At 56.7% G+C, this 13,382-nt stretch carries 13 protein-coding genes; all 13 read right to left on the reverse strand.

Annotated elements, in window-relative coordinates; all coding sequences use genetic code 11:
- Window positions 1-117: 117 nt before the first annotated feature.
- The 13 genes from der to fdx all read right to left on the reverse strand — a co-directional run bounded on the left by der (window position 118) and on the right by fdx (window position 13,382).
- On the reverse strand, window positions 118-1,620 hold the full coding sequence (gene der / locus N2M06_RS11200) for a ribosome biogenesis GTPase Der (RefSeq protein WP_026344732.1): 1,503 nt from the start codon (window positions 1,618-1,620) through the stop codon (window positions 118-120).
- Window positions 1,621-1,696: 76 nt separating this feature from the next.
- Window positions 1,697-2,869 (reverse strand): outer membrane protein assembly factor BamB, encoded by a 1,173-nt coding sequence (gene bamB / locus N2M06_RS11205; protein WP_019934277.1) that lies wholly within the window; start codon window positions 2,867-2,869, stop codon window positions 1,697-1,699.
- Between the two features lie 2 nt (window positions 2,870-2,871).
- Complete coding sequence (locus N2M06_RS11210; RefSeq protein ID WP_019934278.1) at window positions 2,872-3,507, reverse strand: tetratricopeptide repeat protein; 636 nt, start codon at window positions 3,505-3,507, stop codon at window positions 2,872-2,874.
- 1 nt (window position 3,508) lies between these two features.
- On the reverse strand, window positions 3,509-4,786 hold the full coding sequence (gene hisS / locus N2M06_RS11215; RefSeq protein ID WP_346350785.1) for a histidine--tRNA ligase: 1,278 nt from the start codon (window positions 4,784-4,786) through the stop codon (window positions 3,509-3,511).
- A gap of 42 nt (window positions 4,787-4,828) precedes the next feature.
- Window positions 4,829-5,947 carry a flavodoxin-dependent (E)-4-hydroxy-3-methylbut-2-enyl-diphosphate synthase gene (gene ispG / locus N2M06_RS11220; RefSeq protein WP_317075207.1) on the reverse strand — a complete coding sequence of 373 codons (1,119 nt, stop codon included), beginning with the start codon at window positions 5,945-5,947 and terminating at the stop codon, window positions 4,829-4,831.
- A gap of 20 nt (window positions 5,948-5,967) precedes the next feature.
- A complete protein-coding gene (locus N2M06_RS11225) occupies window positions 5,968-6,894 on the reverse strand; it encodes a RodZ domain-containing protein (RefSeq protein ID WP_346350786.1) in 927 nt (308 codons plus the stop codon).
- Window positions 6,887-7,669 (reverse strand): type IV pilus biogenesis/stability protein PilW, encoded by a 783-nt coding sequence (gene pilW, locus N2M06_RS11230; protein ID WP_346350787.1) that lies wholly within the window; start codon window positions 7,667-7,669, stop codon window positions 6,887-6,889. Before pilW ends, N2M06_RS11225 begins: the two co-directional genes overlap by 8 nt.
- A 24-nt stretch (window positions 7,670-7,693) precedes the next feature.
- Window positions 7,694-8,812: a bifunctional tRNA (adenosine(37)-C2)-methyltransferase TrmG/ribosomal RNA large subunit methyltransferase RlmN gene (locus N2M06_RS11235; protein WP_019934283.1), complete on the reverse strand. Its 1,119-nt coding sequence runs from the start codon at window positions 8,810-8,812 to the stop codon at window positions 7,694-7,696.
- A gap of 158 nt (window positions 8,813-8,970) precedes the next feature.
- A complete protein-coding gene (locus N2M06_RS11240; RefSeq protein ID WP_346350788.1) occupies window positions 8,971-10,488 on the reverse strand; it encodes a nucleobase:cation symporter-2 family protein in 1,518 nt (505 codons plus the stop codon).
- A gap of 199 nt (window positions 10,489-10,687) precedes the next feature.
- Window positions 10,688-11,119: a nucleoside-diphosphate kinase gene (gene ndk, locus N2M06_RS11245; RefSeq protein WP_019934284.1), complete on the reverse strand. Its 432-nt coding sequence runs from the start codon at window positions 11,117-11,119 to the stop codon at window positions 10,688-10,690.
- 97 nt (window positions 11,120-11,216) lie between these two features.
- Window positions 11,217-12,521, reverse strand: coding sequence for an aminopeptidase PepB (pepB, locus tag N2M06_RS11250; RefSeq protein ID WP_346352179.1), 1,305 nt, complete (start codon window positions 12,519-12,521; stop codon window positions 11,217-11,219).
- Window positions 12,522-12,816: 295 nt separating this feature from the next.
- Window positions 12,817-13,017 (reverse strand): Fe-S cluster assembly protein IscX, encoded by a 201-nt coding sequence (gene iscX, locus N2M06_RS11255; RefSeq protein WP_346350789.1) that lies wholly within the window; start codon window positions 13,015-13,017, stop codon window positions 12,817-12,819.
- Window positions 13,018-13,043: 26 nt separating this feature from the next.
- Window positions 13,044-13,382, reverse strand: a complete 339-nt coding sequence (gene fdx, locus N2M06_RS11260) for an ISC system 2Fe-2S type ferredoxin (RefSeq protein WP_346350790.1) — start codon at window positions 13,380-13,382, stop codon at window positions 13,044-13,046.

Consider the following 13,382-nt stretch of genomic DNA (forward strand, 5'->3'; position numbering starts at 1 on the left):
CTCCATGGAATCAAAATATGGCAATGCATATCAAGACTAGGCAGGAGTAGCGCTGTGCGCAAAAAGGATGGGGGTCATTTGAGAAAAAACGCCGGCAGAGCCGGCGTTTTGAACAGATTACTTTTTCTTCAGGTGCTTCATCAGACGCTTGCGCTTACGTAACTGGCTGGCGGTCAGCTTGTTCTTGATACCGGCATAAGGATTATCCCCTTCCTGAAACTCGACGCGAATGGGCGTGCCCACCACCTGCAGCGAGCGGCGGAAGTAGTTGATCAGATAGCGCTTATAAGAATCAGGCAGGTCTTTCACCTGATTACCGTGCACGATAATACGCGGCGGATTATAACCACCGGCATGGGCATATTTGAGTTTCACCCGGCGGCCCCGTACCAGCGGCGGCTGATGATCGTCCTGAGCCATCTGCATAATGCGGGTCAGCATGGAGGTATTTACCCGTTTGGTGGCCGAAGCATAAGCTTCTTTTACCGACTCAAACAGATTACCCACGCCACTGCCGTGCAGTGCTGAGATAAAATGCAGGCGGGCAAAATCGATAAAGCCCAGCCGGCGATCCAGCTCGCGCTTGATTTCATCACGCACGTCTGTGCTCAGACCGTCCCACTTGTTCACCGCCAGCACAATACTGCGGCCGGCATTGAGCACAAAGCCCAGCAGACTGAGATCCTGATCGGAAATGCCTTCCCGGGCGTCCAGCACCAGCAGCACCACGTTGGCGTCTTCAATGGCCTTGAGCGTCTTGATCACCGAAAATTTTTCTACCGCCTCATGTACCCTGCCACGGCGGCGCACACCGGCGGTGTCGATCAGAATGTAATCCTGCTCGTCCCGCTGCATGGGAATATACACGGAGTCACGAGTGGTGCCGGGCATGTCATATACCACCACCCGCTCTTCACCCAGAATGCGGTTGGTCAGGGTAGACTTGCCTACATTGGGCCGGCCTACAATGGCCAGCTTGATGGGCGCATCTTCAAAGGGAATGGCCTCTTCTTCCTCTACTTCATCCAACACTGCCATGGCGTCTTCCAGCATGGCATCGTCAAATTCCAGTCCGTCTTCATCAATGTCCCCGGCCTCGTCAGCCGGTGCAGAGCCGGCGGCAAGCTGCTCCAGCTGCGGTGCCAGGGCTGTTTCCAGCAAAGTCAGCACACCTCGGCCGTGAGCCGCGGCAATCTGATAAATCTCTCCCAAACCCAGCTGATAGAATTCACCGGTGGCCGAGTCGGCATCAATACCGTCTGTTTTGTTCGCCACCAGCAGGGTTTTCTTCTGGCAACGGCGCAGATGAGCAGCAATGGCCTCATCGGCCGAGGTCAGGCCGGCACGGGCGTCTACCATAAACAGCACCACATCGGCTTCGTCAATGGCAGCCAGCGACTGAGTCGCCATTTCCAGCTCGATACCCTGCTCGCTGCCGTCGATACCCCCGGTATCTACCAGAATATATTCAAGCTCATTAAAGCGGGCCTGACCGTATTTGCGATCCCGGGTCAGGCCGGGAAAGTCTGCCACCAGGGCATCACGGGTGCGGGTCAGGCGGTTAAACAGAGTGGACTTGCCCACATTGGGACGGCCCACCAGAGCCACAACTGGCATCATAAAAAACATCTCCAAAAAACAATAACGGCTCCTGATTGTTGGGATCAGGAGCCGAGGGCAACACCGCGGAACTCAATCAGGGGCGGGCTATCGCCACCAGTTCACCATCACGGCTTTGCACATAAAGCGTATCTCCGGCAACCACAGGGGCCACATACAGGCCGGCGCTGTCTATGCGTTCCAGCGAGAGCAACTCGCCGCTGTTACGATCCAGCCAGTAAAGATAGCCGTCACCATCGCCAGCCACCAGATAATCACCAAACACCACAGGTGCGGTCAGGCGGCGGTTTTCCAGCTCGGTGTTGGACCAGACTTCGCTGCCACTACGGGCATCCACCGCAAACAGGTGACTGCGGCTGTCGGTAATAAACAGCAGACGGCCGTCTGTACTCAGATCTTCCGACCCCTGATACTGGCGTTTCCATAATTGCTGGCCGGAAACCAGCTGGTGCGCAGTCAGCTGGCCATTATAAGCCATGGTGAACAAAATATCGCCCAGGATCACCGGCTTTGAGGCCACATCCACCATCCGCTCCAGCTCGGTGGCACCGCGGGGGCTGGCAATACGGGTGTCACGCACCGGCTGACCATTGGCCAGCAAGGCAATGCCCAGACGCCCGTCGGCGCGGCCATAGAGCACGGCACCACCGGTGGTAATGGGCGTGGCCATGCTGCGCAGGGTCAGGCTGGGCTGCTCGTTGCGCAACAGCCACTGCTGCTCACCACTGGCAGAATCCAGCGCCACCAGGTTACCGGCACTGGTATGCACCACCACCTTGCCTTCGTCCACTGCCGGCGCCGCCAGCACTTCACCGGGCACGCTTTGTGTCCACAGCACGGCACCATCGTCCTGAGACAAGGCATAAACAACGCCATTCTCGGAGCCGAAATAGAGGTTGCCATAGGCGGCGGTCAGGCCCCCGGCAAGACGCGGGCTGCGCTGATTCCGGTTAATATCCAGCTCATCCAGTTCGGCTTCCCACAGCTCCTCGCCACTGGCGGCATCAAAGGCCTTGATAACACCATTTCGGGCAGCGGCGAATAAACGCTCTCCGTCTATAACAGGGCTCAACTGAGAGTAATATTCCCCTACGCCTTTGCCTACAGAATCAGACCAGCGAGTGTTAATCTCAAAGCGGTTATCAATCTCTGGCAACGGACTGGCCGGCGCAACCGGCGTCTGGCTTGAACAAGCAGCAAGCCCCAGGGCCAGTGTTAACGGCAACAAACGATGCAGTGGTGTACTCATCCTTATTCTCCTTGTGGCGCTGCAGCAAGATTATCGAGTTTCAGCGTCAGCGCCGGATTTTCTCCCACACCACCTGCGCTGCGGGCCTGCTCATAAGCACTGCGGGCCTGCTCCGGCTGATTTTGAGCAAGGTAAAGGTCACCCTGCACTTCCGCTTTCTGTGCAGCAAAGGCCGCACCATTCACGGCATCAAGCCGGCCTTGCGCGGCACTGAACTCTTCCGTGGCAATTAGCACTCGGGCCAGGCGCAGCGCTATGGTGTTGCTCAGCACCTCATCGGTAGTTCCTGCCAAAGCTTGCTCCAGCTGAGTTTTAGCCAGCTCGAGATCATTGGCTTTTACCGCTTCTGCTGCCAGCAGCATGGCCGCCAGCTCACCGTAGTTGTTGCCCTGATTTTCGGCCACAAAAGTGGCAGCGCTGTCAAAGGCAGCACTGCCCCGGGTTGCCAGACTGCGGCTTACCTGTTCAAAGGCTTCGGCACCGGCAGAGCGGGTTTCTACCTGATGACTCTGGTAATAACGCCAGCCGAATAAACCGGCCAGACCAATGGCAGAGCCCAGAATAATGGCCTTGCCGTATTCATGCCACCAGCGTTTGATGGCTTCAATCTGTTGTTCTTCCGTGCTGTAAACGTCCAACTCAAATCCCCTTTTGTTCGAGCAGTGTAACCAGCTCACTCTGGTTCAGCGTTTGTTGTTCACCCTGACCACGCAGATATTTAACGGTCACCTGAGCGTTGGCAACTTCATCTTCTCCGAGGATAAGCGCCACGGCGGCGCCACTCTTGTCAGCCCGCTTGAGCTGCTTTTTGAAGTTACCGCCACCGCAATGGCTCATCACTCTGAGGGCCGGCAGGGCATCACGCAGCTGCTCAGCCAGGGCAAAACCTGCCGCTCTGGTGCTGTCACCCATCATGGCCACATAGATATCGGCCTGAGCCGGCTGCGCTGCCACCTGATTCAGGGTTTCCAGCAGCAATACCAGCCGCTCCATGCCCATGGCAAAGCCTACCGCCGGGGTGGCCTGGCCGCCCAGCTGCTCCACCAGGCCATCGTAACGGCCGCCGCCACATACGGTACCCTGCGCACCCAGGCTTTCGGTCACCCACTCAAACACGGTGAGATTATAATAATCGAGACCACGCACCAGCCGGGGGTTTATCTCGAACTGAATACCGGCTGCGCTCAGCAGCGCCTGCAGCCCCTTGAAGTGGGCTTGAGTGTCTTCACCGAAGTAATCGGACAGTACCGGCGCATCGGCCAGCAGGGCCTGTACATCAGGGTTTTTACTGTCGAGCACCCGCAGCGGATTGGTATGCATCCGCCGGCGACAGTCTTCATCCAGGCGGTCTTCATGCTGCTGCAGAAAGTCCACCAGCGCCTGACGGTATTGCGCCCGCTCTTCCGGCTGGCCCAGGCTGTTCAGCTGCAGGGTCAGGTGCTCGGTCACGCCCAGCGCTTTCCAGAGCCGGGCGGTGAGCATAATCAGCTCGGCGTCGATGTCCGGGCCATTCAGGCCGAATACTTCTACTCCGAACTGGTGAAACTGGCGGTAGCGGCCTTTTTGCGGACGCTCATAGCGAAACATGGGACCCATATACCACATGCGCCGCTCCTGATGGTAGAGCAGGCCATGCTCTATGCCGGCGCGCACACAACCGGCGGTGCCTTCCGGACGCAGGGTCAGACTGTCGCCGCTGCGATCCTCAAAGGTGTACATTTCCTTTTCCACCACATCGGTCACTTCACCGATGGCGCGCTGAAACAGGCCGGTTACCTCCATGATGGGCAGGCGGATCTCGCTGTAACCATAGGCGCTCATGGTGTTGCGCAGCACGCTTTCTGCCTGTTGCCAGGCCGGCGTCTGTTCCGGCAGGCAGTCGTTCATTCCTCGAATTGCTTGGATTTGTTTGGCCACAAAAAAGTTCTCTGGGTTAAATCATTAAAATAAGAAGCGGATTCAGTCTTTGCCCTGCACCGGAATGCGGGCGGCGGGATCCATCATGGCTACCTTGGCACGGATGCGGCTTTCAAGAGCATCCACCAGATCAGCATTATCCAGCCGTCCTACCCGCTCGCCGCCATCATAAAGGGCACTTTTGCGCTGGGCACCGGCCAGCCCGAGATCGGAAATCAGCGCCTCACCGGGGCCGTTAACCACACAGCCGATAATGGACACATCCATGGGAGTGGTGATGTCTTCCAGCCGGCTTTCCAGCGCATTGACGGTGCCAATCACATCAAACTCCTGGCGGGAGCAGGACGGGCAGGCAATAAAATTGATACCCCGGGCACGAATACGCAGGGACTTGAGAATATCAAAACCTACCTTCACTTCTTCTACCGGATCGGCTGCCAGGGAAATGCGCAGGGTATCGCCGATGCCCTCCGCCAGCAGCATGCCCAGGCCAATGGCCGACTTGACTGCGCCGCTGCGAAAACCGCCGGCTTCGGTAATCCCCAGGTGCAACGGTTGCTCAATATGACGCGCCAGCTCCCGGTAAGCACCTACCGCCAGAAATACGTCGGAGGCTTTAACACTTACCTTAAACTGGTCAAAGTTGAGTTTATCGAGAATATCCACATGGCGCAGGGCCGACTCCACCAGCGCTTGCGGGGTAGGCTCACCGTATTTTTCCTGCAGATCCTTTTCCAGCGAGCCGCCGTTCACACCAATGCGAATGGGAATACCTTTATCCCGGGCACAATCCACTACGGCACGAACACGGTCTTCCCGACCGATATTACCCGGGTTGATACGCAGGCAATCGGCCCCGTATTCGGCGACCTGCAGGGCAATACGGTAGTCAAAGTGAATGTCTGCCACCAGAGGGATGGAAGTACCGGCACGAATGACTTTAAAAGCTTCTGCCGCCTCCATGGTAGGCACAGACACCCGCACTATGTCGGCACCGGCCTTTTCCACTGCCCGAATCTGCGCCAGAGTGGCTGCTACATCGGTGGTAGACGTATTGGTCATGGTCTGCACACTGATGGGAGCATCGCCCCCTACCAGCACAGAGCCGACACGAATTTGCTTGGACTTGCGGCGAATAATGGGTGATTCGTGTTGGGACATGGTTACTCTTGCTCGTTATATCAGGATTTCGGTACAGTCAGGCGGGCGACCCGTCCGGCACGGAAGGAAGTCAGATCCACCATCTGATCCAAATATTCGACAGTGGCAGCCTGGGGCGCACCCAGCACCAGGCTGAACGGCGGCTTACCTGTTAACTCAAGACGGTCACTGGATGTTTTTACACCTTCAGACAGCACCCGGCCCTCGGCATCGGTCACTTTTATCCAACAATCGGCGGTAAAGCCCAGCACCAGTCGCTCGGGATCCGGCGCTGGCTCTGCCGGCATGGCGGCGGCCGCAGTGTCAGCAGGCGTATCAGGTGCAATGACTTCGCTGCCGGCCGGCTGAGACAGGCCGGACAGTGTCTCAGGGGCGACTGCCGGTTCGCTCGCCGGCTCCGGTTCAGCTTCCGGCACAGGCTCAGCCTCAGTAACAGGCTCGGGCTGCGTCGTTGCCGGTGCTTGTGTGGCAGAGTCCGACGCCGGCTCGATAACGGGCGACTCGGTATAGCCATTACTGCTATTTTGCCACCACCAGAACACCAGCGAGGCCACCAGCCCCAGAACCACCAGCCAGCTGGTGAGTTTGAGCCACTTGTCACTGGCCTGTTGCCGGGTCTTTTTGGAAAAGCTTTGCATGGGAGCCGGACCGGCACTACGCAACTGCTCGGTGCCTGACATGGTATCAAAGGACGACAGTGCCAGTTGCTCGCTCACTCCCACCAGCTTGGCATAGGCTTTGACGTAACCACGCAAAAAAGTCAGGGCAACGCCAGCCGTATAATGATCGTCATCTATCGACTCAATCACGGCCAGGCGCAGATTAAGCCGGCGCGCCACATCCTGCTGACTCCAGCCTCTGCGTTCACGTGCGTCACGCAACAGTTTACCCGGGCCAGTATCAGTGTTGTTCTGTTCGTCTCCCGCAAGAGACTGGGGTTCATTCATTGTCATGTGTCAGGAATCGCTCGGCTTGTTCTGAATCCGGAAATAAACGTACCAGCTCAGCTCCCGCTGTCTCATACTCTTGGCTCAGCCCCAATGCTCGGGCACTGAGCACACTCAGCCACAAACTTTTTGCTGAAGGAGCATATTGCTGCCGGTAGCGGTCAAGGTACACCCGGGCCATGTTCGGGTCCTGCTGCGCAAGCTCAAGCTCAGCCAGCCCCAGTAACGACTGAGATCTGTCAGGAGCATACTCCAAAGCACGCCGATAGTATTCCCGGGCCACCTTTACACGGCCGCTTTTAGCAGCACACACAGCAGCATTCTCGAGGGTATCGGCAACTTTGACATAGCCTGCTACAGCCATTGCCCTGCTGAACATGACATCAGCCTGGTCAAATCGTTCCCTGTCACACAGAAAAGCACCGTAGTTATTCAGTCCGTCACCATGCTCGGCATCCAGCGCCAGCACACGCTGATAATGCTGTTCTGCCTTGTCATATTCGGTTACTCGCTGATAAAAGTACGCAAGTGACAGATGAATATCAGGGTTAGTCTCGTCTTGCGTCAGGGCTCGCTCAAGGTTGAATTTGGCCTGGCTGATATTTCCCTCACGCAAATAAGCCAGACCAAGGTTCATGCGAGCTTGTGCTGCCTGAGGCAGTTCAGGCCTGACATTGGCAGCCGGCCGCCCCTGGGTCAGGTTTACGGTTTCGCTTACACAAGCCGTCAGCACCCCCGCCATCAGCAGCGCCGGCACCAAAAAGGCCTTTCGCATTACTTTTCCGCCAGTGTTTTTGAGTTAAACCATTGTGACGGATATATTTTGTTCCTGCATCCGTTTTTTCATGGTGCGCTTGGTTCTGTCAATCACATCGCCCACCAGCTGCCCACAGGCGGCATCAATATCATCGCCCCGGGTTTTGCGAATGGTGACAGTGTTGCCATATTGCATCAACACCTTGTTAAAGCGGTCAATGCGGCTGTTGCTGGGCTTGCCGTAGGGGTTGCCCGGGAACGGATTGAACGGGATCAGATTGATCTTGCAGGGCAGATCCTTGAGCAGCTCGGCCAGCTCGTGGGCATGCTGCATATCGTCATTGACATGATCCAGCAGCACATACTCTATGGTCACCTTGCCGTGGTTGGCATTGGACACCGCCAGATAACGACGAATGCTGGCGATCAGCTCGGCAATATTATATTTGTCGTTGATCGGCATAATCTCGGAGCGCAGCTTGTCGTTGGGCGCATGCAAAGACACCGCCAGGGCCACGTCTATCATGTCGGCCATTTTGTCGAGTGCGGGCACCACACCGGAGGTAGACAAGGTTACCCGGCGCTTGGACAGACCAAAGCCATAGTCTTCCAGCATCAGCCGCATGGCAGGTACTACGTTATTCAGGTTAAGCAGCGGCTCGCCCATGCCCATCATCACCACATTGGTGATGGGTTTGCGGCCGGAGTCACGCACAAAACCAACCCGAGTGGCAGCACGCCAGACCTGACCGATAATTTCAGATACTTTCAGGTTACGGTTAAAGCCCTGCTGAGCGGTAGAGCAGAATTTACAATCCAGGGCACAGCCCACCTGGGAAGACACGCACAAAGTGGCACGGTCACCGTCGGGAATATAGACAGTTTCCACTTCCTGTCCGCCCACCATCATGGCCCACTTGATGGTGCCATCGGCAGACTTTTTCTCAACGCTTATCTCTGGCGCACGAATTTCGGCGCGCTCCTTCAGCTTGCCTCGCAACACCTTATTGATGTTGGTCATCTGATCAAAATCGTCGCAACCGAAATGATAAATCCACTTCATCACCTGGTCGGCACGAAAAGGTTTCTCTCCCATCTCCTGAAAGAGTGCTCGCATGCCGTCACGATCCAGATCCAGCAGATTAATTTTGGTTTCACTCATCGGTTGCCTCACGCGTTTTACCAGAGCCCACAGGGCGCGAAATTGTACAGAGTTTAGCACCGGGTTGCCAGTGGCAAGGAACGCTGACGCCATATGGGGCCATTAAAAAAGCCGCCTCCAGGGCGGCTGAAAAGCTGTCATTCCACATTCAGTCTGGCTCAGTGGTCGTTGGCCACCGTCTTGAGCCTGGGCTTACCGGAAGCGCGCCCCTTGCAAGACTCAATCGTAACCTCGTTGCCTTCGGCATCAAACAGTTTGCCGTCCACAAAGTAATCGCCGTCGTTCAGGCAGGCAATGTCGGCCTCGCTGATGGTGCGCTCGGTGCCGGCCGCAAACACGGATTGTTTGTCGGAATTCCCCCAGCTCAGGTGATTAAACAGCAGGTTGAGCAGAATGGCCATAATGGCGGTGGAGCTGATACCGGAATGAAAAATGGTTTCAAACCAGGTCGGAAAGTGATGATAGAAGCTGGGTGCGGCGATGGGCAGCATGCCAAAACCGATGGAGGTGGCCACAATAATCAGGTTCATATTGTTGGTGTAGTTCACCTTGGCCAGAGTACGAATACCACTGGCCGCCACGGTACCGAACAAGACGATGCCGGCACCGCCCAGCACGGCGGTGGGCACAGTGGCAATCACCCGGCCCATAATGGGCATCAGCCCCAGGGTCACCAGAATCGCGCCGGCAGCGGCCACCACATAACGGCTTTTCACGCCGGTTACCGCCACCAGGCCCACGTTCTGGGCAAAGGCACTTTGCGTAAAGGAGCCAAACATGGGCGCAATGGCACTGGAGATCATATCGGCGCGCAGGCCGTCACCCAAACGACGGGAGTCAACCTTGGTGTCGATAATGTCACCCACTGCCAGAATATCGGCAGAGGTTTCCACCAGAATGACCAGCACCACTATCAGCATGGAGATAATGGCGGCCAGTTCAAATACCGGCATACCGAAGTGAAACGGCGTGGGAAAGGCAAAAACAGGACCATCCAGCACGCGGGAGAAGTCGACCAGTCCAATGGACCAGGCCAGCAGCGTGCCCAGCACCATGGCCAGCAGAATGGACAGCCGGCTGATGGCCGCATTACCCAGCTTGCTCAGCACCAGTACTATGGCCAGAGTGGCACCGGCCAGGCCGATATTGGTCATGCTGCCGAAGTCTGCCGCCTGAGAATTACCGCCCATGGCCCAGCGTGCTGCCACCGGCATCAGGGTTAAACCTATGGTGGTAATGACGGCCCCGGTAACCAGCGGCGGGAAAAACCGAATGATTTTGGAGAACACGGGGGTGATCAGCAAACCGATAAGCGAGGCCCCTATTACCGCCCCGAACACGGACGGCAGGCCGCCGCCCGTGGTCACAATGGCCACTATGGTGGCCACACTGGCAAAAGATACGCCCTGCACCAGGGGCAGCTGACAACCAAAGAAGCGGATACCCAGGGTCTGCAGCAAAGTAGCAGCGCCTCCCACAAACAGAGAGGCAGCGATCAGCATACCAATTTCTGCCGACGGCAGACCCGCGGCCTGCCCCACTATCAGCGGCACCGCAATAATGCCGCCATACATGGTAAGCACATGCTGGAAGCCATAAGCAATGTTCGCCCCCAACCCCAGGTTTTCGTCCTCCGGACGTTTGCCGGCCGGAACCTGTCGAATTTCTGCTGTCATCTTCGCTCCCTGAATTGTTACAGTTTGTATACTATTAACATAGCAACATCATTATTTATGTTGCAGAATATGTAAACACTTATAACACCAGATGTATACAAAAATAACAATGCAAGATCACACTTTTACTTGCTGTCCTGTTGGGCACCCATAAAAAAAAAGACGCCGAAGCGTCTTTTTTATGCCGTTCAACCCGCTATTAACGAGTGCGCGGGCAGATTTCTTCGTCGCTGAAGAAGTAAGCGATTTCGCGAGCGGCAGACTCGGGAGCATCGGAGCCGTGTACGGCGTTTTCGTCGATGCTGTCGGCGTAGTCGGCGCGCAGGGTACCGGCCAGGGCGTCGGCGGGGTTGGTGGCACCCATGATTTCGCGGTTACGCAGAATGGCGTTTTCACCTTCCAGTACCTGAACCATTACCGGACCGGAGGTCATGAAGTCAACCAGAGCCTTGAAGAAGGGGCGCTCGCTGTGCTCGGCGTAGAAGCCTTCAGCCTGCTCACGGCTCAGGTGAACCATTTTGGAAGCAACAATCTTGAGGCCAGCAGACTCAAAACGGCCGTAGATAGCGCCGATCAGGTTTTTGGCAACAGCGTCGGGCTTGACGATGGAGAAGGTACGTTCGATAGCCATAGGAGTATCCTTTAAATCAACAGGTTCTGTTTTCGATAGTAAAAACGCGCGGATTATACGAAAACCGGCGGCGAGTTAACACCGCCGGCGATGAATTTTATTCGCCTTGTTTCTGGCACACCTGAGCCAGCATGGCGGCAATGGTGCGCACGCCGTGGCCTTTGCCACCGGCAGCCCAGAGGTCGTTGGGCACCTTCTGGTAAGAGCCCGACAAATCCATATGCACCCAGCTGCGGCCGTTATCGGGCACAAAGCGGGACAAAAACGCCGCGGCGGTAGAAGCACCCGCCTGCCCCTCACCCGCATGAATATTAGCCATATCAGCAAACGAGGAGGTCAGCAGGCCCTGATGAAACGGCTCCAGCGGCAGCGGCCAGGCTTTTTCGCCTTCCGCTTTGGCCGCCTGCACGGTTTGCAGCGCCAGCTCGTCGTTCATGCTGAACACGGCATTGTAGTCCCGGCCCAGGGCCATTTTGGCGGCACCGGTGAGGGTGGCGGCATCCAGAATAAAGGGCGCACCGGTGGCCGAGGCCGCCAGCAGGCCGTCTGCCAGTACCAGCCGGCCTTCGGCATCGGTATTGAGAATTTCTACGGTCAGGCCGTTGCGGTAGGTGAGAATATCACCCAGCTTGAAGGCATGGCCCGACACCAGGTTTTCGGCACAGCACAGAAACAGTTTCACCCGGCTGTCCAGCCCCCGGGCAATGGCCAGCGCCAGGGCACCGGTAACGGTGGCGGCACCGCCCATGTCCGATTTCATCACCGACATGCCATCAGACGATTTGATGCTGTAACCGCCGGAGTCAAAGGTAATGCCCTTGCCCACCAAGCAGGCCGCCACCGGCGCATTCGGGTTGCCGCCGGGGTTAAAGTCCAGCTCAAGCAGAGTGGGCGGCCGGCTGCTGCCCCGACCCACTTCATAGATACCTACGTGTCCCAGATCCTTGAGCTGCTCGCCGCTGTAAATGCGATAGGTCACGGCCTCGGGGGCCAGCGACTGTATAAATTTGCCCGCTTCCGTGGCCAGCGACGCCGGATAAACATCTTCCGGGGTGCCGTTGATCATTTCCCGCACCCAGTTAATGGCAGTGCGGCGGGCGTTGAATTCGATCTCATCATCGGCGCTCAGCTCGGCCAGCTCCAGTTGCTGGCCGCCCTTGGCATTGTAAAATCCTTGCGCAAAGGCCCAGCTGGTTTCGAGAGTCCAGCCCTCACCACAAAGTGCCAGCTGCTTGATGCCCATGCCGTCCAGCTTGCGGCCGGCCTGTTGTACCCGGCGGGCAACCTCATTTTCACCGGTGTGAATATGGACTTCGTCATTGTGAAAACTGAGCAGTGCCTTGTCGCCCCAGCAGGCCGGGGCCGCGTCTGTGGTCAGCATGACCTTCATGGTTGCAGACATCATGACTCCTTGTTCTTTGCTAAATAATGTTTGGTCGAAAAACAGAAAAAGCCACAGTATCACTGTGGCTCGAAAGAAAGCTATAAGCGGTAAGCTGAAAGCAGACAACGTCGGTGTTGCCCGAAGCAGCAGTGGGGATTGCCTGAGCCGACCATTAAATGCCATGGATGGCATTTTCGAGCGTTACAAGGACGTACTTGCAGCGTGTCGGCGGAGTGCAACCGCGCTGATGCTTCGTATCTGCACCTGACGTCAGCCGCGCATAAAGCACGGCCTACAGGCTTCAAGCTTCAGTTCAGTCGTATTCGTCCATCCAGGCGAGGATAATGGCTTCCAGAATGCGCTCGTTGGAGTGCTCCGGCTCATCGTCAAACTCGTCCAGCGCACAAATCCACTGATGCAGATCGGTAAAGCGCACCGTTTTGGGATCCACCTCGGGATACTCTTCCAGCAAGGCCAGTGCTATGTCCTGACTGTCGGTCCATTTCAAGCTCATATCAGCTCCTTGGTGAATCGCTACGCTTAATGGCCTTCCGACACCATATTGATGGTATAGCGCGGAATTTCCACCACCAGATCTTCATCATCCACAACTGCCTGACACCCCAGGCGCGACTCCGGCTCCAGCCCCCAGGCCTTGTCCAGCATGTCGTCTTCCAGCTCGGTGCTTTCTTCCAGCGAGTCAAAACCCTCGCGCACTATCACATGACAGGTGGTACAGGCACAGGACTTCTCACAGGCGTGCTCAATGTCAATGCCATTGCGCAATGCCACATCCAGTACGGTTTCACCGGTCTTGGCCTCCAGAGCGGCCCCTTCAGGGCACAGATCGGCATGAGGCAAAAATACAATTTTCGGCAT

It is taken from the genome of Oceanimonas sp. AH20CE76 (assembly GCF_039654065.1).
GTDB lineage: Bacteria > Pseudomonadota > Gammaproteobacteria > Enterobacterales > Aeromonadaceae > Oceanimonas > Oceanimonas smirnovii.